The sequence below is a fragment of the Rathayibacter sp. PhB186 genome (genome assembly GCF_003751825.1).
In the GTDB taxonomy this organism is placed as follows: Bacteria; Actinomycetota; Actinomycetes; order Actinomycetales; family Microbacteriaceae; genus Rathayibacter; species Rathayibacter festucae.
Genome location: NZ_RJKO01000003.1, coordinates 52,042 through 70,825 on the forward strand (window position 1 = coordinate 52,042; position 18,784 = coordinate 70,825).

Below are 18,784 nucleotides of genomic sequence, written 5' to 3' on the forward strand. Positions count from 1 at the left end.
ACTCGACCGGCGGGAGTCAGTGCGCGACGTCGGCGACGGAGAACGCCACTCCCGGCGTGATCAGGATCGACGTCTCGCGGGGCTGGCCCTCGCCCTGGTTGACGGTCAGCCAGCGTGAGGCGGTGCCGTCGAGCGCCTCCTCGACGCTCGCACGGACGTCCGCGGCGGTGGTGTCGTGCAGGCTGTAGGGGGTGCCGCCGTAGATCAGCTCGACGCGCTTCACAGCAGGCCCTCCTCGCTCTGGCGGGCACCGCCGTGCGGCTCCTCGCTGATGCGCAGGCCGTGGGCGCTGTGCGAATCGGCCAGGAGCTGGCGGATCCAGTCGGGGTTGATGGCCGGGGCGCGGCCGCCGTGGTACTTGAAGCGCAGCGGGATCGCCGGGTGCAGCCAGATCGACGTGCGACCGTCGCCGACGGACTGCGAGTCCTTCCACGAGAGGTAGAAGGACTCGTTGCGCGACAGCTTCGAGCCGATGACGATCTGCAGGTGAGCGAGCAGTCGGTCGTCGAAGTCGGCTTCGAGAGTCGAGTCGTAGATCAATCGGCCCATGAGGGCGGTCTCCGTTCGCAGTGCAGTCCAGCCGGCGGGGGCACGGCCGGACGGTACGGGGCGATTCTAACCGCCCCGGGGCCGACGCTCAGCGTCGATCGTCGTCCGAATCGAAGTGCGGGATCTCGAGGTCGGACAGGTGCGACGAGGACGAGTCACCCTCCTCGGCCAGCGGCTGGGACACTCCGAGCCGCGCCGTCTCCTTCGCGAGCCTCTCGACCAGGGCCGCGTCCACGATCTCCTCGCCGCCGTCGTCCTCGGTCTCCGAGAAGAGCTGGCTGGCCGGACCGATCAGCAAGGTCGCCCGGCCGAGTTCGCCGGTGGAGCGCCGGATCGGGATGTCGACCGACATCGCGCCCTTGCGCAGCGCGAGGGCCTCCGCGTAGCCGACGAGCGAGTGCGCGATCCGGCTGCCGGTGAGCACCGAGCTGCCGGCGTAGTGGATGCGTTCCATGCGTCCTTCCTACCGCTCAGCGCCCGATCGGAGCATCCGGGTTGCGCGGCGGGACCGGGCTTGATAGCGCCTCGATCCTCCGCTCGAGCCCCTCGCGGACCGCCGGCCACTCCTCCACGAGGATCGAGTGCACCGCCGTGTCGCGCCAGGAGCCGTCCGCCCGCCGCTGGTCGTGCCGCAGCACGCCCTCGAAGACCGCGCCGAGGCGGAGGATCGCCGCGCGGGAGCGCGCGTTCGCCGCGTCCGCCTGCAGCTTCACCCGCGAGAAGCCGCTGTCGAAGGCCAGGCCGAGCAGGAGGAGCTTGGTCTCGGGGTTCACGGCCGTGCCCCAGACCTCGGGGGCGTAGGCGGTCCAGCCCAGGTGCGCCGCCTCCCGCCGCTCGTCGAAGTCGGTCAGCGAGGAGGTGCCGACGACCCGGCCGTCGACGAGCACGGCGCAGGGGTTGCCGGTCTCCCACGGGTAGTAGCGCCGGGCGAAGGCGCGGAACGCCTCGGCGCCGTCGGGGAGGCCCGAGGGTCCGCCGCCGTAGCCCGCGGCGAACACCTCGGGGCGGCCGATCGCGGCCCGCAGCGGCTCCAGGTGCTCCTCGGTGAGCGGCTCGAGGACGACGAGACGGCCGGTCAGCACGGTGGGGGCCGGGCGGACGGGACGGACGGGACGGCCGGGCGAGGCGGGGCTGCTCATCCGGACATTCTGGGGCCACTGCGGCCCGCTGAGGAGTCCAGGACGCGTGCCAGCATGAGGTCCATGGACAGCACCGCGATGTTCGCCGCCTCGGCCGGCGCCCTGCTCCGCCTCGTCGAGCGGATCGGGGACGAGCAGTGGGTGCTGCCGGGGCTGGGCGTCTGGGACGTCCGCGGCCTCACCGGGCACGCCTCGCGGGCGATCACGACGGTCGAGACGTACCTGCTCGCGGAGGAGCCGGCCGCCGCGACCGTGCCCGACGCGCTCGGCTACTACGCGGCCCTGGCCGGCGGACGCGCCGACCCCGCGGCCGTGGCGCGGCGGGGCGTCGAGACCGGGGTGCTGCTCGGCGAGCACCCGGCCGAGGTGATCGCGGCGTCGCTGCGGCGTGCCCTCGCGCTGCTGGCGCAGCAGCCGTCCGGGCGCCTCGTCGCGATCGGCGAGCACGCCCTGGCCCTGGACGAGTACCTGCGGACCCGCGTGCTCGAGCTGGTCGTGCACACCCTCGACCTGTCGCGGGCGACGGGCCTCGCGCACGAGATCCCGCCCGAGGCGGTCGAGGCCTGCTCCGCCCTGGCGGGGGCGCTCGCCGCTCGGGCGGGACGGGGCGAGGAGCTCCTGCTCGCGCTGAGCGGGCGGGAGCGCCTCGCGGAGGGCTTCTCGGTGGTGTGAGCCGCCCGGTGGTTCGAGCGGCCCGGTGGTTCGAGCCGCTCGCGAGCCGAGCGGCCGGCGCGCTCAGGCGACGGCGAGCGCCTCCACCGGCGGCACCCGGGTCGCGCGGCGGGCCGGCAGGACCGCGGAGACCGCGGTGAGGACGATGCTGACCAGGACGACGGCGACCAGGATCCCGACCGGGATCGTCGGCGGCACCAGTCCGATGCCCGGCAGCGAGCCGAAGATCGCGACCGCGCCGGCCCAGCCGTAGAAGGCGCCGAGCACGAGGCCCAGGAGCGCCGCGGCGATCACCATCTGCGCCGCCTCGACGACGACCATCCAGCGCACCTGCGAGCCCGTGAAGCCGAGCGCGCGGAGCAGGCCCAGCTCGCGGCGGCGCTGCAGCACGCTCAGCGAGAGCGTGTTGACCATGCCGACGGCCGCGAGCAGCACCGAGAAGCCGAGCAGCACGCTCATGATCGCCGTGCTGACCGCGACGAACTGGTCGAGCGCCGCGAAGATCTCCGGGCTCATCTCGCTCGAGGCCTGCATGATCGACGAGAAGGTCGCAGCGGCCACCGCGAACATCGTGACGAGCGTCACTCCGATCACGAGGCCGATGACGGCACGCGCGCTCCGGGCGGGGTTGCGGGTGGCGTTCGCGGAGGCGAGGCGCGCGACGGGGCCGCCGCCGAAGGCCCGGCCGACCAGCGAGATCAGCGGCGGGAGCAGGACCGGCGCTCCGAGGACCACCCCGGTGAAGGAGAGCATGCCGCCGGCGAGGCCGATCAGGACGCCGAGCGGGCTGACCAGCCCGACCACGACGCCGATCGCGAGGAGCAGGACGCCGACCACGAGGAGGACGAGCGCCAGGACGTTCCGGCCCGTGCGGCCGCGGAGCTCGTCGTAGCGGGGCTCGGCGGCGGAGCCGGCGGCCTGCGACGGAGCGACCGAGAGCACCCGGCGGGATCCGGCCCAGGAGGCGACGACGGTCGAGACGATCACGGCGAGGCCCGGCAGCAGCAGTCCCGGCGAGGCGAGCGGCACGGCGATGCGCGTGAAGGTCCCGGTGCTGAAGGCGATCTCGGCGCCCACGGCCACCAGGACGACGGCGGCGACGAGGCCGAGGGCCGCGCCGATCAGCCCCTGCACGAGGCCGGTCCGCACCACCTCGGCGCGGAGCGAGCGTCCGGAGGCGCCCAGCAGGCGCAGCAGCGCGATCTCGCGGGTGCGGCCGGCGATGACCGTCGACACCGCGTTGGAGGTGACGATCGCGCCGACGAAGACGGCGATGCCGAAGAAGACGCCGCCGACCACGCCCAGCGTCGTCGCGGCCTGGGCGATGCCGTCGAGACCGGCGGCGTCGAACGCCGCCACCATGTCGGCGATGACCATCACCAGGACTCCGCCGAACGCGGCCGAGAGCGCGGCGACCGTGATGATCGCGCCGCCGCCCTGCCCCGAGGCGGCCCGCAAGCCGGTGCGGGCGCTCACGACGCTCCCTCCATCGAGAGCATCGCGCGCGAGATCTCCTCGGCGCTCATCCCGCGGCGGTCGTCGACGACGGCCCCGTCGCGGAGGAAGACGATGCGGTCGGCGAAGGCCGCGGCGATCGGGTCGTGGGTGACCATCGCGATCGACTGGCCGTACTCGCGGGTCGACGCGCGGAGGAGGCTGAGCACCTCGCGGCCGGTGCGCGAGTCGAGGTTGCCGGTCGGCTCGTCGGCGAAGATCAGCTGCGGGCGGGTGGCCAGGGCGCGGGCGATGGCGACGCGCTGCTGCTGGCCGCCGGAGAGCTCGTGCGGGCGGTGGGTGAGGCGCTCGCGGAGACCGAGGGACTCGATCAGGCGGGCGATCCACTCCTCCTCCTCGGCCGTGACGCGGCGGCCGTCGAGCTCGAACGGGAGGCGGATGTTGCCGCGCACGTCGAGGGTCGGGACGAGGTTGAAGGCCTGGAAGACGAAGCCGACGCTGCGCCGGCGGAGCACGGTGAGCTCGGCGTCGCCCATCGCGGTGATCTCGACGTCGCCGAGGAAGACGCGGCCGGCCGAGGCGGTGTCGAGGCCGGCGAGCACGTGCATCAGCGTCGACTTGCCGGAGCCGCTGGGGCCCATCACCGCGGTGAACTCGCCGCGCTCGATCGAGAGGGTGACGTCGTCGAGGGCGACGACGGGCGGCGTGCTGCCGTAGAGCTTGCGCACGCCCTCGACGCGCGCCACGACGGAGGAGGTCTGGTTCTGCATGTCTCCGACGCTACGGAGCCGCCTCTGTCGCGGGCGTCGCCCCGGGTGGCCGCCGCCGTCATCCTCCCGGGTGACCGGTGCTGGTCCCTGCGGCCCCCGCGAGATGCCACTTATGAGCGGGATCCGCGGCGTGTCGTGCTCATAAGTGGCATCTCGCGGCGGGGATCGGCGCGCGCGTCAGGGCAGGGATCAGCGGAGGCCCGCTCGGCGGAGGGTGAGGGCGGCGAGGGCGGCGGTGGCGGCGGGGTCGCCGGCGCGCCAGGCGGGGACGGCGGCCGGGTGCGCGGCGAGGATCTCGCGCGGGGTCGCCTCGGTGAGGGCGCGCAGGGCCAGCAGCTCGGCGCCGCCGGGGGTCGCCCCGAGCGCGCGCAGCTCCGCGGTGCGGCGGGCGAAGCGCAGGCGCGGGCGGAGCCAGACCACGGCGAGCAGGAGCAGCGGCAGCCCGCCGACCGCGAGTCCGGCCACGATCGCCAGCGCGCTCGCGAGCTGCTGCTGGTCGCGGCCGGCCGCGGCGAGCACCGCCCCGGCGCCGCTGGCCTCGTCGAACGGCGCGCGCACGGCGTCGCCGAGCAGCGGGATGCCGCCGAGCGTCGAGCCGGCGTCGCTCATGGTCGAGCCGAAGCCGCTGCCCGCGCTCTCGAGGCGGCGGCCGATCTCGGCGAGGCCCGCGATCAGCGAGCCGACGGCGATCCCGGCCGCGATCGCGATCACCGCGACGGCGAGCGCGAGGGCGTCGGCCGTGATCTGGCGGGCGCGGACGGCGGGGAGGTCGGCGTAGATCTGCACCAGCCGATCATCCCTCGCCCGCGGCCGTCGTGCGCGTCGCTGCCGACGCGGACGGGTCTCGAAGCGGGTCGACCCCGTCGCGCGTCAGTCGAGGAGGTCGTGCAGGACGACGACCTGCTCGCGCTCCGGTCCGACGCCGATCGCGGAGAAGCGGGCGCCGCTCATCGCCTCGAGGGCGCGGACGTAGTCCTGCGCGGCCTGCGGCAGGTCGGCGAACTCGCGGCAGCCGGTGATGTCCTCCTGCCAGCCGGGGAACTCCTCGTAGATCGGCTTCGCGTGGTGGAAGTCGCTCTGCGAGACGGGGACCTCGTCGTGGCGCACGCCGTCGACCTCGTAGGCGACGCAGACCGGGATGGTCTCCAGGCCCGAGAGCACGTCGAGCTTGGTGAGCACGAAGTCGGTGACGCCGTTGATCCGCGCGGAGTAGCGGGCGATCGGGGCGTCGTACCAGCCGCAGCGGCGCGGGCGGCCGGTGGTGGTGCCGAACTCGAAGCCCTGCTTGCGCAGGTACTCGCCCCACTCGTCGAAGAGCTCGGTCGGGAACGGGCCGGCGCCGACGCGGGTCGTGTACGCCTTGATGACCGCGATGACGCGCTCGATGCGGTTGGGCGCCACTCCGGAGCCGGTGGCCGCGCCGCCCGAGGTCGCGTTGGAGGAGGTGACGAACGGGTAGGTGCCGTGGTCGACGTCGAGCATCGTGGCCTGGCCGGCCTCGAAGAGCACCGTCTTGCCGGCGTCGAGCGCCCGGGCGAGCACGAGCGAGGTGTCCGCGACCATCGGGCGCAGGCGCTCCGTGTACTGCAGCAGGTCCTCCATGACCTGCTCGACCAGGATCGCGCGGCGGTTGTAGACCTTCACCAGCAGGTGGTTCTTCTGGTCGAGGGCGCCCTCGATCTTCTGCCGGAGGATGTTCTCGTCGAAGAGGTCCTGGATCCGGATGCCGACGCGGTTGATCTTGTCGGCGTAGGCCGGGCCGATGCCGCGGCCGGTGGTGCCGATCTGGCGCTTGCCGAGGAAGCGCTCCGTCACCTTGTCGAGCGTGCGGTGGTAGCTGGTGATCACGTGCGCGTTGGCGCTGACGAGCAGCTTCGAGACGTCGACGCCGCGGGCGCTCAGCGCCTCGAGCTCGTGGAAGAGCACCTCGATGTCGACGACGACGCCGTTCGCGATGACGGGGACGACGCCCGGCGTCAGGATGCCCGAGGGCAGCAGGTGCAGCGCGTACTTCTCGTCGCCGACGACGACGGTGTGGCCGGCGTTGTTGCCGCCGTTGAACTTGACGACGTAGTCGACGCGGCTGCCGAGCAGGTCGGTCGCGCGTCCCTTGCCCTCGTCGCCCCACTGGGCACCGGTGATGACGATTGCTGGCATGGCGTGTCCTTCGCTGTGCGAAACGGCAGTACCCGGAGACGCCGGGTGCGGGGCCGGCCGTGCGACGGAGGAGTCGCGACAGGGCGACCAGCCCGAGCCAGTTTACGGGAGGGCCGCCGGGGCGTATCGAGCGGCGAAGCCGCTTCGCGTCTCGGTGATGAGGAAAGGACGCGGCTGCGCCGCAGCATGCTGGTCGAGTAGCCCCGCAGGGGCGTATCGAGACCCGCCCTCATCAGCAGGGCGGATCTGCAGACTCGTCCTTCTGACGCTGGTGGATCTCGATACGCCCGCTCCGCGGGCTACTCGATCAGCATGGACGTCCCGACACCGACAAGGTGATCTGCCTCCGAGCACGAAGACCCTTCCGAGCACCCGCAGCCTCCGCTCCGCGCCGAGGATCGGATCGCGGACGAGCCCGCGCCGGCGACGGACCGCCCACACCACCGGCTCGGCGACCGACGCTTCAGGGACGTCGTCGCGAAGGAGGCAGAACGCCGTGCGGTGCACTCCGGAGATCGCCGCGACGTGCATCGACCGACTCGCCGACGCGACGACGGCGGCCGACAGTCCGCCTCCGCTGAGGGAGGCCACCCGCAGCAGCCGCCCGTCCCGCTCCACCGCGACGAGGCGACCCTCGCGCGCCAGCAGCGTTCCGAGCCGAGTCACCGAGTCCATGGGTCAGGACCCGCTTCCCGTGTTGCTCTCACCGCTGTTCGTCTCGAAGCGTCGCCAGGGGTGCAGGGCACCGATCGGCTCCTCACCCGCGTCATCGAACGGACTCCTCACGACGAATTCGATGGCGGCCGCCTCCAGGAGAGGCGGACCGACCTCGACGTCGAACTCCTCGACCAGAGCCGCGAGCCAGGCGCGGACGTCTTCCTCACGCCCCCACTTGACGACGACATCGGTCCGCACATCTCCGAGCTGGACGAACTCCCGGCTGAACGTGAGCTCGATGCACTTCTCGTCCGCCGGCGATGAGCACGGGCTGAACAGGATGCAGAAGGCCTCGACTCCGGCTGAGCCGGTGAAACCGACACCTCCGCGATCGAGCAGCCGGTCGATCCCCTCGTCGCCAGGCATCATTCCAACTCAGCGCGAGAGTCGTCCAGCAAGGCGTTGCGGCCGAACTCTCGCTGCGCTCTCCCGTTCTTCCTCTCCTCGGGCGCGTGGGTTCGAGCGAGGATCGCGCGGGTGGTCACGGTGAGCACGGCCGCCCCGGCGAAGATCGACGCCTCGATCCACGCGTGGGCCGCGAGAAGGAGCCCGAAGAGCGGAACGGACACCAGCACGGGAACCAGCAGGCCCTCGACGCCACCGCCGCGAGGGGAAGCACCAGACACCATCACCGACGCCCTTCCCTTCGAGTCCAGTCCTCCGCAGCATGATGCCGAGCTCCGCACGGGGGCGGGGACGACGATTCCCTGATGGTGACGTCCTGCCCCGTGTCCGTCGCAGCCTAGTTGACATACCCTCAGCATTGAGAGGGAGTGCACAAAGGGGACGTGATCCGCCCCGTCCGACCGATAGCCGAGCGATGCTCTCGAACCCGTAACGACGCGTTCACACATGGCGCATAGATTCGAACTCGTTCACACTCCACCGATCACGCGAACAGGAAACCGATGCGCACACTCCGCGCCGCAAGCCTCCTCGCCGTCGTCGCGCTCGGGGCGGCCACCGCCGCTCCCCTCGCGAGCGCGGCCACCCTCGACGACGGCGTCGAGCTCACCCTGGTGTCGACGACCGACACGCACGGGCACGTCTACAACTGGGACTACTTCGCGAACGCGCCCTACGAGGGCGAGGACACGCTCGGCCTCACCCGCGTCGCGACCGAGGTCGACCGCCTCCGCGCCGAGAAGGGCGACGACTCCGTCCTCGTCTTCGACAACGGCGACGCGATCCAGGGCACGCCCCTCACCTACTACTACGGCCTCGGCGACGGCGCCGCGGGCGTCCTCTCGGGCGAGACGACGCACCCGATGGCCACCGCGTTCAACACCATCGGCTACGACGCGCAGGTCGTCGGCAACCACGAGTTCAACTACGGCCTCGACATGCTGAGCGCCTACGAGGGCGATCTGAACGCCCCGCTGCTCGGCGCGAACGTCGTCGACGTCGCGACCGGCGAGCCGTACCAGAAGCCGTACACCGTGATCGAGCGCGAGATCGACGGCGAGACCGTGCGGGTCGGCGTGCTCGGCCTGGTCACCCCGGGCGTCCGCGTCTGGGACAAGCAGTACGTCGACGGCGTGCTCGAGTTCCGCGACATGGTCGAGACCGCGAAGGAGTGGGTCCCGAAGGTCGAGGCCGAGGCCGACGTGGTCGTCGTCCTCGCACACACCGGCCAGGGCACCGTCCCGGACGCCGAGTACGACCCGGCCGACCTCAACGAGGACGTCGTCAACAACATCGCGACGCAGGTCCCCGGCATCGACGTGGTCGTCGCCGGCCACAGCCACCAGGACGTCCCCGAGACGCTCTACACGAACGTCGCCGGCGAGCAGGTCCTCGTCACCCAGCCCTACTTCTGGGCGCAGGGGCTCACCGAGGTGACCCTGAACCTGGTGAAGGACGCCGCGGGCGACCTGCAGGTCGACTGGACCGAGGGCAGCGCGCCGGTCGTCACCCCGGTCTACGCGCGCGACATCGCCGAGGAGTCGACCGCCGTGGTCGACGCCCTCGCCGAGCCGCACGCGACCACGATCGAGTACGTGAACACCCCCGTGGCGGAGTCGCTCGAGGAGCTCTCGGCCGAGACCTCGCGCTACGAGGACACCCCGATCATCGACTTCATCAACAACGTGCAGGCCGAGACGGTCGACGCCGCGCTCGAGGGCACGGAGTGGGCCGACGTCCCGGTCATCTCGCAGGCGTCGCCGTTCTCGCGCACCGCGGTCTTCCCGAAGGGGCAGGTCACGATCCGCGACATCGCCGGTCTCTACATCTACGAGAACACCCTCCGGGGCGTCGAGATGACGGGCGCGGAGGTGCGCGACTACCTCGAGTACTCGGCGCGCTACTTCAACCAGGTCGCCCCGGGCGCTCCGTTCGACCCGGCCACCGGCACGAACGCGATCACCGCGGACCGCCCCACGGGCATCCCGGACTACAACTACGACGCGCTCTCGGGCCTCGACTACGTCATCGACATCTCGCAGCCGGCCGGCTCGCGGATCCGCGACCTGACGCAGCTCGACGGCACCCCCGTCGCCGACGACGACCGCTTCGTGATGGCCGTCAACAACTACCGGCAGAGCGGTGGCGGGGCCTACCCGGCCGTCGCCGCGGCTCCCCTCGTCTACGACGAGCGGCTCGAGATCCGGCAGCTGCTGATCGACTGGGCGAGCGCGCGCGGCGTGATCGACCAGGCGGACTTCTTCGACCAGAACTGGTCGCTGACGTCGGTCGCGGCCGAGGTCCCGGCCGAGCCCGGCACGCCCGGCACGCCCGCGCCCGGCCAGCCCGAGCCGACCGAGCAGCCGACGGCCACCCCGGTGCCGCTGCCCTCCGCCACGCCCGTCCCCGTCGCCGGAGGCTCGCACTCCGGACCGCTCGCGAACACCGGCGTCGACGCGGCCTCCTACGCAGGAGGCGCGGCCCTGCTGCTGCTCGCCGGCATCGCGCTGACGGTGCTCCGCCGCCGCCGCTCCGCCTCGCACTCGGAGTAGCCGCCCGCACCACCCGCACGACCGGACGGCGCCGCCCTCACTCCCGAGGGCGGCGCCGTCTCGCGTTCCAGGCCGCCAGCACGCCCGTGGACCACAGCGCCCAGAGCACGAGCAGCGGCTGGAAGACCAGCCGGATCGCCCGGGCCGCGTCGGTCTCGAGGCCGAAGGCCGGGGTCCGGGTGACGAGCTGCGAGACGTTGCCCGGGAACACCGCGACGAAGAAGGCGGCGACGACGATCCCCACCAGCACCCGCCGGCGCCGCAGCAGCAGGAGCGCGAGCCCGAGCGCGATCTCGACGACACCCGACGCGACGACGACGAAGTCCGCGTCGAACGGCAGCCACGGCGGCACCTGCGCCTGGAAGGACTGCCGCGCGAAGGTCAGGTGCCCCGTCCCCGCGAACACGAGCACGAGGCCCAGGAGGACGCGGGCGATCGTGCGCGGGAGGCTCATCGCCCCAGTCTGCGCCCGCGGTTCCCGCGCTCCGGCTGCACCGCCCCGTATCCTCGATACCGCGCGTGCCGCGCCACCCCGTCCCTACCGCCCTGTCCGCAGACCGTGAAACGAGTTCCATGAGCACCCTGCCCCGCCTGATGGCCTTCGACCTCGACGACACCCTCGCCGCCTCGAAGTCCCCCGTGGACCCGGTGATGGCCGACCTCTTCGTCAAGCTGCTGCAGGCGACCGAGGTGTGCATCATCTCCGGCGGCCAGATCGGCCAGTTCCGGATGCAGGTGCTCGACCGCCTCGAGGGCGCCGACCCCGCCGTGCTGGCGAAGCTGCACCTGATGCCCACCTGCGGCACGCAGTACTACCGCTACGAGAACGGCGACTGGGCGCAGATCTACGCCGAGAACCTCACCGAGGACGAGAAGTCCCGCGCACTGGCCGCCGTCGAGGAGAAGGCCAAGGAGCTCGGCTACTGGGAGTCCGAGACCTGGGGCCCGATCCTCGAGGACCGCGACTCGCAGATCACCTTCTCCGCCCTCGGCCAGGCCGCCCCCGTCCCGGTGAAGCAGGCCTGGGACCCGACCGGCGAGAAGAAGAACACCCTCCGCGAGGCCGTCCAGGCCGTGCTGCCCGACCTCGAGGTCCGCTCCGGCGGCTCCACCTCGGTCGACATCACCCGCAAGGGCATCGACAAGGCCTACGGGATGAACAAGCTCACCGAGCTCACCGGCATCCCCCTCGACGAGATGATCTTCGTCGGCGACCGCCTCGACCCCGACGGCAACGACTACCCCGTCAAGGCGATGGGCGTCGAGTGCTTCGCCGTCGAGGGCTGGCACGACACCGCGGCCTACCTCCGCTCCTACGGCCTGTAGGTCTCTGCGCGCCCGGTCCTCCCCCGCGAGATGCCACTTGTGCGCGCGACACGCCGCGAAAGTCCGTCACAAGTGGCATCTCGCGGGGAGGGCCGGGCTCGGGTCAGGCGTCCTCGCTGAGGGAGCCGGTGGCGGTGCCGTCGAGGGCGAGGCGGAGGCGGCGCGGCAGCTTCGCGACGATGATCGCGTGCGACTCCGCGAGCAGCTCCTGGACGAGGCCCTCCTCGACCCGGCCGCCCGCGTCGACGGTCACCCAGTGCTTCTTGTTGAGGTGGTAGCCGGGCTCGATGCCGTCGACGCCCGCGACGAGGTGCACGACGTTCTCGGGCAGCGCTTTGACGCTGACGACGGGCCGGCCGAACCGCTCCATCTCGAGCGCGAAGACCTTGCCCTCGACCTTCCACACCCGCGTCTCCGGGCCGAAGGGGAAGCTCGCGCCTGCGCCCGGCAGGTCGGCGAGGAAGGACTCGAGCGCGGCGGTGTCCACGCGTCCATCATGCCCGCAGAGGTGCCGCCCGCGTAGGCTCGTCCTGTCGTCCGTCCAGCCAGTGGAGCAGTCTCCGCCGTCGGAACGACCGGAATCGGATCCGACCATGCCAGACCCCACGACCACCTCGACCTCCGCTCTGAGCCGTGCGACCGGGAGGTACGCGCGGGCGTTCGCCCTCCCGGGGTCTCTCGCCTTCTCCTCCGCCGGCTGGCTCGGCCGCTTCCCCAAGGGCAGCCTCGCGATCGGGGTGCTCGTCCTGGTGTCGGCGCAGTCCGGCAGCTACGCGCTCGGCGGCGCGGTCTCGGGCGCGCTGACCCTCGCCCTCGCCGTGACCGGGCCGCTCTGGTCGCGGGTGATGGACCGCTGGGGGCAGCGCCGGGCGCTCGCCCTGTCGCTCCCGGTCCTCGTCGCCGCCTCGCTCGGGCTCGTCGCCGCCGTGCTGCTGGGCGCTCCCGTCTGGACCTGGTTCGCGCTCGCGATCCTCGCCGGGGCGGCCGTCCTCGACGTCGGCTCGGCCGTCCGCTCGCGCTGGAGCGCCGCGACGTCGGACCCGGGGCTCCGGCACACCGCGTACTCGGTCGAGTCGGTGGCGGACGAGGCGGCCTTCGTCGTAGCGCCGCCGATCGTCACCCTGCTCGCCTCGCTCGTGCACCCGGCGGCCGGCGTCCTGGTCGGCCTCGGGATCGGCGTCGCCGGCGGCGTCGCGCTGCTCGTGCAGACGGGGACGCAGCCGGCGCTCGCTCCGGTGCGCTCGGCCGCGTCGCCCGCGCGGGAGCGGCTGCCGCTCGGTCTCGTCGGCATCGTGGCGGTCTTCGCGACCGTCGGCGGGGTCTTCGGCTCGTTCAACGTCGCGGCGATCGCGACCGCGGAGGCGTCCGGAGCGGGAGCCGCCTCGGGGCTGCTGCTCTCGGCGTACAGCATCGGCAGCGTGCTCACCGGGGTGGTCGTGGGTGCCGCGCGCCTGCCCGGCGGTCCGCGCTCGAGGTTCCTGGTGGCGGGCGCCGTCTTCGGAGTGGTCGTGCCGGTTGTGGTGCTGGCCGGCTCGCTGCCCGCGCTGATCGCGCTGGCGTTCGTCGCCGGCCTCGCGACCTCGCCGCTGCTGATCACCGGCTCGAGCCTCGTCGAGTCGATCGCCCCGCGCAGCCGCCTCACCGAGGCCCTCGCCTGGCCGCCGACCGGCATCGCCCTCGGCGCCACCGCCGGCTCCACCCTGAGCGGCCTGGCCGTCGAGGCCCTCGGCCCGCAGTCCGGCTTCCTGGTCACCGCCGGCGCGGCGGCGCTGGGCGCCCTGCTGACCCTCGCGACGGTCCTGCTCCTCCGCCGCCGCGCCGCGCCTGCGGACGCCGGCTCGTCTCGCTGACCGAGCGGCACGCCCGAGGAGCCCGCAGAGCGGGCACCCACATGCTGATCGATCCGCCCGCGCAGCGGGTCCCTTTCATGCTGATCGAGTAGCCCGCGGAGCGGGCGTATCGAGATCCAGCGTCCCCAGAACGGCAGGTCTCGATACGCCCCTTCGGGGCTACTCGACCAGCAGGAAGGGGCCGGCGGCCCTGCACCGCATCTGCCCGATCGTCGTCCGGTCGCGGTGATCGCAAGGCGGAGGAGGGAGGCGTAGCGGAGCTACGGCGACCGACGACGACGCCGCGAGCGCCGCGGCCGGGCGGCGATCAGTCCGCGCCGAGGATGACGATGGCGGCCGTGGGGGGCAGCGCGTCCTCGTGGTAGCGCTCGATCTCGGGGATGGCGGCGGGGTCGGCCTGCTCGAGGAAGCCGGTGAGGCGGGCGACCTCGTCGGTCTCGCCGATGGACTCGGCGGCGCGGCGGAGCGCGTAGAGCGCGAGGAGGAAGCCGCGGTTGGGACCGTGGCGCCACGGGATCGGGCCCTGGCCGCGCCAGCCGGCGGTGCGGAGCAGGTCGAGGCCGCGGTGGTAGCCGACGCGCGCGTAGGCGTAGGACGGCAGCGCCGCGTCGATCCCCCACACGCTGTCCGCGAGGAGAGCCCAGGCCAGCGGTGAGCGCGGGTGGGCCGCCGCGAGCGCGGCGAACTCGACGGCTCCCGGGTTCGCGTGCTTGGCGAGGGCCGCGGTGATCGCGGGCTCGTCCGGGAGGAGGGTCGGTTCGGGGCCCAGCAGGTTCTCGCCATTCATGTCCTCAGGGTAACCCGCTCCCGCTGTGCCCCTCCGGGGCAGCCCGTCGACTCCCCCGTCCGGGCTGCGCCGATAGCATCGACCCCATGGCGACGAAGCGCAGCGAGGTCGAGGCCTGGCTCACGGACATGGACGGCGTGCTGGTGCACGAGAACCAGGCGCTCCCCGGCGCGCCCGAGCTCATCCAGGAGTGGACGGACGCGGGCACTCCGTTCCTGGTGCTCACGAACAACTCGATCTTCACCCCGCGCGATCTCGCGGCCCGGCTGCGGGCGTCGGGGCTGCACGTGCCCGAAGAGCGGATCTGGACGAGCGCCCTCGCGACCGCCGACTTCTGCGCCTCGCAGATGCCGGGTGGCAGCGCCTTCGTGATCGGCGAGGCCGGCATCACCACGGCCCTGCACGAGGCGGGCTTCATCATGACCGAGACCGCGCCGGACTACGTCGTCGTCGGCGAGACCCGCAACTACAGCTTCGAGGCGATCACGAAGGCGATCCGCCTGATCGTCGGGGGCGCCCGCTTCATCGTGACCAACCCCGACGCGACCGGCCCGAGCGCCGAGGGCGTCATGCCCGCGACGGGCGCGATCGCCGCCCTGATCACGAAGGCCACCGGCAAGGACCCGTACGTGGTCGGCAAGCCGAACCCGATGATGTTCCGCTCGGCGATGAACAAGATCGGCGCGCACAGCGAGAACACCGGCATGATCGGCGACCGGATGGACACCGACATCGTCGCCGGCATCGAGGCCGGCCTGCACACCGTCCTCGTCCTCACCGGCATCAGCGACCGCGCCGAGATGGACCGCTACCCGTTCCGCCCCGACGAGGTGCTGACCGGCGTGCACGAGCTGCTCTCGACCGACCCGTACGAGACCGAGTTCCCGCCGGACGACCAGATCCTCTGACGAGCCGCCCCGCCGAGCCGATCCGCAACCCCGACCCGCCCACACTCCAGAAGTTGCGGCGGGAGGGTGGGAGGGGCGCCCGGCCGCTCAGAAGCGGACGTGCTGGAGGATCCAGGCGTGCATCGCGACGGCGGCGGCGGCCGAGGCGTTGATCGAGCGGGTCGAGCCGAACTGCGAGATCTCGAGCACGGCGACGGAGGCGGCGATCGCCTCCTCCGAGAGGCCCGGCCCCTCCTGCCCGAACAGCAGCACGCAGCGCTCCGGCAGCGCGAAGGTCTCGATCGGCACGCAGCCGGGCACGTTGTCGATCGCGAGCAGCGGGACGTCCTCCGCCTCGGCCCAGCGGGCGAGGTCGGCGACGGTCTCGTGGTGCTGCACGTGCTGGTAGCGGTCGGTGACCATCGCGCCGCGCTTGTTCCAGCGCCGGCGCCCGACGATGTGCACGCTCTCGGCGCCGAACGCATTGGCGCTGCGCACGATCGAACCGATGTTCATGTCGTGCTGCCAGTTCTCGATGGCGACGTGGAAGGGGTGCCGCGACGCGTCGAGCTCGGCGACGATCGCGTCCATCCGCCAGTAGCGGAAGCGGTCGATCACGTTGCGGGAGTCACCGCGCTCGAGCAGCTCGGGATCGAGGCGGTCGTCGTCGGGTCGCGGACCGACCCACGGTCCCACGCCGTTCGTCGTCGCCTCGGGGGAGGCGGAGGGCCCGGCCTCGTCCACGTGTCGCGCCGCCCGGCCTAGCCCGACGGGGTGCCGTCGACCGAGCCGAGCATGTCGCCGCCGCCGGCGCGGTCGACGAAGCAGTAGTAGCTGCGCTCGCCGGCGTCCCACTGCTCCTGGGTCACGGGGTAGGAGGCGGACACCTGCACGTCGCCGTACGCCTCGGCACCCGCGATGTCGACGACGCCCTGCGCCTGGCAGAGCGAGGAGACCGAGACGGCCAGCGCGTCCTGGCCCGGGAAGGTCGCGTCGGTCAGCTCACCGGTCGCGACCATCTCGCCGGTGTGGGCGGTGGCGCAGTCGACGACCGTGAACTGCTCGGCCCAGACCGTGTCGAACGGCTGGAGGCACTCCCCGCCCAGCAGCGCCGTCCAGGCGTAGCTGCCGGCCGGCAGCGGGCCGACGGTGGGCAGGGCGGGGGTGGGCGCGGTGGTGGGCGTCGCACTCGGCTCGGACGGAACGGCGGTCGTCGCGGCCGGGGCCGGCGCGGCCTCCTGATCGCCGTTCGAGCCGACGGCGATCCCGATGGCGAGGATCGCGCCGAGCAGGAGCACGACGCCGACGGCGATCAGGCCGATCAGCAGCCGCCGACGGCTTCGGGCGCGGTCGGGGCCGGGCGCGCCGACGCTCGTGACGGAGGGGACGGGAGCGGGGGCCGGTGACTTCGCGGGCTTCTCGGCGCGGGGCTTCTCGGCGCGGGGCTTCTCGGCGCGGGGCTTCTCGGCGCGGGGCCTCTCGCTGCGGGGCTTGCGGGTCGAGCGCTTGGCGGCGTTGACGTGCGCGCGGGCGGGAGTGCTGAACGGCGCGACGGCCGGGGCGGCGGGCTCGTCCTCGCCGGACGTCCCCTCGGCACCGGTGGTCGGCTCGGCGGTCGGCTCTCCGGAGGCGGTGCCGTCGTCGTCCGGCTCGAGGTTCCAGGCGTAGGCGCCGGCGGTCTCGCGCCAGAGCTCCTCGTCGCCGCCGTCGTCCTCGGGCTCGTCGCGCGGGGCGACGACGTCCTCCCATACCGGCGGCTCGTCCCAGCCGCCGCGGGGGTCGGGCCACTGGTACACGCTGGGCGCCGCGGGCTCGCGCGGCTCGGGCTCGGTCGCACCCTCGGGTCGGTCGCGGCGCGCCTCGGAGCGGCGCCCTCGCTCGCGGAGCGCCGGGGGCGCGGTCGGCAGATCGTCGATCGGCGGTGCCGCCGGCAGGACGGGCGCGGGCTCGACCGGCGCGACGGGCGACTCCGGCGCGGGAGCCGCGACGGAGCTCGGGGCGGCCGGAGACTGCGGGAGCACCGGGCCGAGCGGGAAGCGCGGAGAGGGCGTGACCGGTCGCTCGGGAGCGGACTCCGAGCTGGTCGAGTCGTCCGCTGCGGGCCGCGACCGGGGAGCGGTGAAGGCGGCCCAGATGTCGCGGCGCGCGGAGGCGGCGTCGGCCTCGGGATCGGACGCGGGCTCGACGGGCGTCTGCGCGTCGTCCTCCGCGGGCGCCGCGTCCGTGGTCGGCGGCGCGGGGGCGGGGTCCGGCTGGACGACGGTCTCAGGAGCGGAGCCGGGCTCGGGCTCGACGGGACTCACGGCATCGACCGGCTGCTCGACGTCGGCCTGCTGCTCGGAACCGACGCGCTGCTCGAGCTCGACGGGACGCTCGTCCTCGACGGCACGCTCGTCCTCGACGGGACGCTCGTCCCCAGCGGGCCGCTCGACCTCGACGGACGGCTCGGCCTGCTCGGCGTCGACGGGGCGCTCGGCAGCTGCGACCTGCTCGGTCTCACCGGCCTGCTCGATCGGGCCGGCCTGGTCGGGCTCATCGGCACGCTCGGTCCCGTCGGCCTGCTCGATGCTGACGGCCGGTTCGGACCCGGCGCGGCGCTCGACGTCCACCGGCTGCTCGACGACCGACTGCTCGACGACGGACTGCTCGGCCGCGACGGTGCGCTCGGCGTCGGCGGTGCGCTCCGCCTCGTCGGACTGCTCCGCCTCCGCGGGCTGCCCCGCCTCGGTCGGGTCCTGCGGCTCCGCGGGCTGCTCCTCCTCGGCGGGCGCCGCCTCGGGCGCGGGCGCAGGCTCGGGTGCGGCCTCGGGTGCAGGGGTGCGCGGGGCGTCGAAGATGCTCTTCAGGCGGCCGCCGCTCAGCTGCTCGAGGAGCCACTCGCTGCCGCCGGCGCGGCGCTCGGGCTCGGGCTGCTCGTCGCGCCCGCCGTCGGGCTGATCGCCGCGCTCGCGGCCGTCGTCGTCCACCATCAGCTCAGCCCGAGGTCGGCCAGCCCGATCGCGGCGAAGTAGGGGTAGCCGGCGCCCTCGATGATCTCGCGGGCCCCGGTCGCGCGGTCGACGACGACGGCGACTCCGGCGATCTCGGCGCCGACCTTCAGCAGGGCCTCGATCGCGGCGAGCGGGGAGCCGCCGGTGGTGGAGGTGTCCTCGACGACGACGACGCGCTTGCCGGCGAGGTCCGGGCCCTCGACCTGGCGGCCGCGGCCGTGGTCCTTGGGCGCCTTGCGCACGACGAAGGCGTCGTACTCGAGTCCGCGGAGGACGCCGCGGTGCAGGATCGCGGACGCGATCGGGTCGGCGCCCATCGTCAGACCGCCGACGGCGTCGACCCGCTCGATCGGGGCGATGAGGTCGAGCATGACGTCGCCGATCAGCGGGGCGACCCGGTGGTCCAGGCTGACGCGCCGCAGGTCGACGTAGTAGCTCGCCTTCTTGCCGCTCGTCAGGGTGAAGTCCCCGTGGAAGACGGCGTCGGAGCCGATGTACTCGATGAGCTGCTGGCGTGCGTCGGTCACG

General features: G+C 73.2%; 21 protein-coding genes. 5 read left to right on the forward strand and 16 right to left on the reverse strand.

Features of this window, described 5'->3' with window-relative positions; all coding sequences use genetic code 11:
- Positions 1-16: 16 nt before the first annotated feature.
- The 4 genes from EDF45_RS10270 to EDF45_RS10285 all read right to left on the reverse strand — a co-directional run bounded on the left by EDF45_RS10270 (position 17) and on the right by EDF45_RS10285 (position 1,688).
- Positions 17-223, reverse strand: a complete 207-nt coding sequence (locus EDF45_RS10270; protein WP_123736258.1) for a hypothetical protein — start codon at positions 221-223, stop codon at positions 17-19.
- A complete protein-coding gene (locus EDF45_RS10275; RefSeq protein WP_123447118.1) occupies positions 220-549 on the reverse strand; it encodes an ATP-dependent DNA ligase in 330 nt (109 codons plus the stop codon). The genes EDF45_RS10270 and EDF45_RS10275 overlap by 4 nt, the downstream gene beginning before the upstream one ends.
- A gap of 88 nt (positions 550-637) precedes the next feature.
- Positions 638-1,003 carry a hypothetical protein gene (locus EDF45_RS10280; protein WP_123736257.1) on the reverse strand — a complete coding sequence of 122 codons (366 nt, stop codon included), beginning with the start codon at positions 1,001-1,003 and terminating at the stop codon, positions 638-640.
- 16 nt (positions 1,004-1,019) lie between these two features.
- The gene (locus EDF45_RS10285) at positions 1,020-1,688 is read right to left on the reverse strand and encodes a GNAT family N-acetyltransferase (protein ID WP_123736256.1); all 669 of its coding nucleotides are present in this window, start codon (positions 1,686-1,688) and stop codon (positions 1,020-1,022) included.
- Between the two features lie 63 nt (positions 1,689-1,751).
- Between EDF45_RS10285 and EDF45_RS10290 the strand changes: the two genes are divergently transcribed.
- The gene (locus EDF45_RS10290; RefSeq protein WP_221181111.1) at positions 1,752-2,360 is read left to right on the forward strand and encodes a maleylpyruvate isomerase N-terminal domain-containing protein; all 609 of its coding nucleotides are present in this window, start codon (positions 1,752-1,754) and stop codon (positions 2,358-2,360) included.
- A gap of 63 nt (positions 2,361-2,423) precedes the next feature.
- Here EDF45_RS10290 and EDF45_RS10295 read toward each other — a convergent pair whose 3' ends face one another.
- The 6 genes from EDF45_RS10295 to EDF45_RS10325 all read right to left on the reverse strand — a co-directional run bounded on the left by EDF45_RS10295 (position 2,424) and on the right by EDF45_RS10325 (position 8,091).
- Complete coding sequence (locus EDF45_RS10295; protein WP_260312171.1) at positions 2,424-3,836, reverse strand: FtsX-like permease family protein; 1,413 nt, start codon at positions 3,834-3,836, stop codon at positions 2,424-2,426.
- A complete protein-coding gene (locus EDF45_RS10300) occupies positions 3,833-4,585 on the reverse strand; it encodes an ABC transporter ATP-binding protein (RefSeq protein WP_123447122.1) in 753 nt (250 codons plus the stop codon). Before EDF45_RS10300 ends, EDF45_RS10295 begins: the two co-directional genes overlap by 4 nt.
- Before the next feature lie 189 nt (positions 4,586-4,774).
- Positions 4,775-5,371, reverse strand: coding sequence for a hypothetical protein (locus EDF45_RS10305; RefSeq protein WP_123736254.1), 597 nt, complete (start codon positions 5,369-5,371; stop codon positions 4,775-4,777).
- Positions 5,372-5,455: 84 nt separating this feature from the next.
- Positions 5,456-6,742, reverse strand: coding sequence for an adenylosuccinate synthase (locus EDF45_RS10310; RefSeq protein WP_123736253.1), 1,287 nt, complete (start codon positions 6,740-6,742; stop codon positions 5,456-5,458).
- Positions 6,743-7,420: 678 nt separating this feature from the next.
- Positions 7,421-7,825 (reverse strand): hypothetical protein, encoded by a 405-nt coding sequence (locus EDF45_RS10320; RefSeq protein ID WP_123736251.1) that lies wholly within the window; start codon positions 7,823-7,825, stop codon positions 7,421-7,423.
- Positions 7,825-8,091 carry a hypothetical protein gene (locus tag EDF45_RS10325; protein ID WP_123741017.1) on the reverse strand — a complete coding sequence of 89 codons (267 nt, stop codon included), beginning with the start codon at positions 8,089-8,091 and terminating at the stop codon, positions 7,825-7,827. The genes EDF45_RS10320 and EDF45_RS10325 overlap by 1 nt, the downstream gene beginning before the upstream one ends.
- A 276-nt stretch (positions 8,092-8,367) precedes the next feature.
- On the opposite strand from EDF45_RS10325, the gene EDF45_RS10330 reads away from it, so the two are divergent.
- Complete coding sequence (locus EDF45_RS10330; protein WP_123736249.1) at positions 8,368-10,416, forward strand: bifunctional UDP-sugar hydrolase/5'-nucleotidase; 2,049 nt, start codon at positions 8,368-8,370, stop codon at positions 10,414-10,416.
- Positions 10,417-10,453: 37 nt separating this feature from the next.
- Here EDF45_RS10330 and EDF45_RS10335 read toward each other — a convergent pair whose 3' ends face one another.
- A complete protein-coding gene (locus EDF45_RS10335; protein WP_123736248.1) occupies positions 10,454-10,870 on the reverse strand; it encodes a DoxX family membrane protein in 417 nt (138 codons plus the stop codon).
- A 119-nt stretch (positions 10,871-10,989) separates the two neighbouring features.
- On the opposite strand from EDF45_RS10335, the gene EDF45_RS10340 reads away from it, so the two are divergent.
- Entirely contained in the window at positions 10,990-11,742 is a 753-nt protein-coding gene (locus tag EDF45_RS10340; protein ID WP_123736247.1) for an HAD-IIB family hydrolase, read from the forward strand.
- A 103-nt stretch (positions 11,743-11,845) separates the two neighbouring features.
- On the opposite strand, the gene EDF45_RS10345 is transcribed toward EDF45_RS10340, so the two are convergent.
- Positions 11,846-12,229, reverse strand: coding sequence for an MmcQ/YjbR family DNA-binding protein (locus tag EDF45_RS10345; protein ID WP_208110615.1), 384 nt, complete (start codon positions 12,227-12,229; stop codon positions 11,846-11,848).
- 106 nt (positions 12,230-12,335) lie between these two features.
- On the opposite strand from EDF45_RS10345, the gene EDF45_RS10350 reads away from it, so the two are divergent.
- Positions 12,336-13,592 (forward strand): MFS transporter, encoded by a 1,257-nt coding sequence (locus EDF45_RS10350; protein ID WP_123736246.1) that lies wholly within the window; start codon positions 12,336-12,338, stop codon positions 13,590-13,592.
- Between the two features lie 307 nt (positions 13,593-13,899).
- On the opposite strand, the gene EDF45_RS10355 is transcribed toward EDF45_RS10350, so the two are convergent.
- Entirely contained in the window at positions 13,900-14,379 is a 480-nt protein-coding gene (locus EDF45_RS10355) for a DUF3151 domain-containing protein (RefSeq protein ID WP_123706013.1), read from the reverse strand.
- An 86-nt stretch (positions 14,380-14,465) separates the two neighbouring features.
- On the opposite strand from EDF45_RS10355, the gene EDF45_RS10360 reads away from it, so the two are divergent.
- Entirely contained in the window at positions 14,466-15,287 is an 822-nt protein-coding gene (locus EDF45_RS10360; protein WP_123447131.1) for an HAD-IIA family hydrolase, read from the forward strand.
- Between the two features lie 87 nt (positions 15,288-15,374).
- On the opposite strand, the gene EDF45_RS10365 is transcribed toward EDF45_RS10360, so the two are convergent.
- The 3 genes from EDF45_RS10365 to pyrE are packed head-to-tail and all read right to left on the reverse strand — an operon-like array spanning position 15,375 to position 18,783.
- A complete protein-coding gene (locus tag EDF45_RS10365) occupies positions 15,375-16,010 on the reverse strand; it encodes a TrmH family RNA methyltransferase (protein WP_123736245.1) in 636 nt (211 codons plus the stop codon).
- A gap of 17 nt (positions 16,011-16,027) precedes the next feature.
- Positions 16,028-18,235, reverse strand: a complete 2,208-nt coding sequence (locus tag EDF45_RS10370; RefSeq protein ID WP_148060270.1) for a septum formation family protein — start codon at positions 18,233-18,235, stop codon at positions 16,028-16,030.
- Complete coding sequence (pyrE, locus tag EDF45_RS10375) at positions 18,235-18,783, reverse strand: orotate phosphoribosyltransferase (protein WP_123447133.1); 549 nt, start codon at positions 18,781-18,783, stop codon at positions 18,235-18,237. The genes EDF45_RS10370 and pyrE overlap by 1 nt, the downstream gene beginning before the upstream one ends.
- Position 18,784 lies beyond the last annotated feature (1 nt).

Bases quoted from the DNA above. Each gene is read 5' to 3' on its own strand.
- EDF45_RS10275 (WP_123447118.1), bottom strand. From the start codon at position 549: ATGGGCCGATTGATCTACGACTCGACTCTCGAAGCCGACTTCGACGAC.
- EDF45_RS10280 (WP_123736257.1), bottom strand. From the start codon at position 1,003: ATGGAACGCATCCACTACGCCGGCAGCTCGGTGCTCACCGGCAGCCGG.
- EDF45_RS10285 (WP_123736256.1), bottom strand. From the start codon at position 1,688: ATGAGCAGCCCCGCCTCGCCCGGCCGTCCCGTCCGTCCCGTCCGCCCG.
- EDF45_RS10290 (WP_221181111.1), top strand. From the start codon at position 1,752: ATGGACAGCACCGCGATGTTCGCCGCCTCGGCCGGCGCCCTGCTCCGC.
- EDF45_RS10300 (WP_123447122.1), bottom strand. From the start codon at position 4,585: ATGCAGAACCAGACCTCCTCCGTCGTGGCGCGCGTCGAGGGCGTGCGC.
- EDF45_RS10310 (WP_123736253.1), bottom strand. From the start codon at position 6,742: ATGCCAGCAATCGTCATCACCGGTGCCCAGTGGGGCGACGAGGGCAAG.
- EDF45_RS10320 (WP_123736251.1), bottom strand. From the start codon at position 7,825: ATGCCTGGCGACGAGGGGATCGACCGGCTGCTCGATCGCGGAGGTGTC.
- EDF45_RS10330 (WP_123736249.1), top strand. From the start codon at position 8,368: ATGCGCACACTCCGCGCCGCAAGCCTCCTCGCCGTCGTCGCGCTCGGG.
- EDF45_RS10335 (WP_123736248.1), bottom strand. From the start codon at position 10,870: ATGAGCCTCCCGCGCACGATCGCCCGCGTCCTCCTGGGCCTCGTGCTC.
- EDF45_RS10340 (WP_123736247.1), top strand. From the start codon at position 10,990: ATGAGCACCCTGCCCCGCCTGATGGCCTTCGACCTCGACGACACCCTC.
- EDF45_RS10350 (WP_123736246.1), top strand. From the start codon at position 12,336: ATGCCAGACCCCACGACCACCTCGACCTCCGCTCTGAGCCGTGCGACC.
- EDF45_RS10355 (WP_123706013.1), bottom strand. From the start codon at position 14,379: ATGAATGGCGAGAACCTGCTGGGCCCCGAACCGACCCTCCTCCCGGAC.
- EDF45_RS10360 (WP_123447131.1), top strand. From the start codon at position 14,466: ATGGCGACGAAGCGCAGCGAGGTCGAGGCCTGGCTCACGGACATGGAC.
- EDF45_RS10370 (WP_148060270.1), bottom strand. From the start codon at position 18,235: ATGGTGGACGACGACGGCCGCGAGCGCGGCGATCAGCCCGACGGCGGG.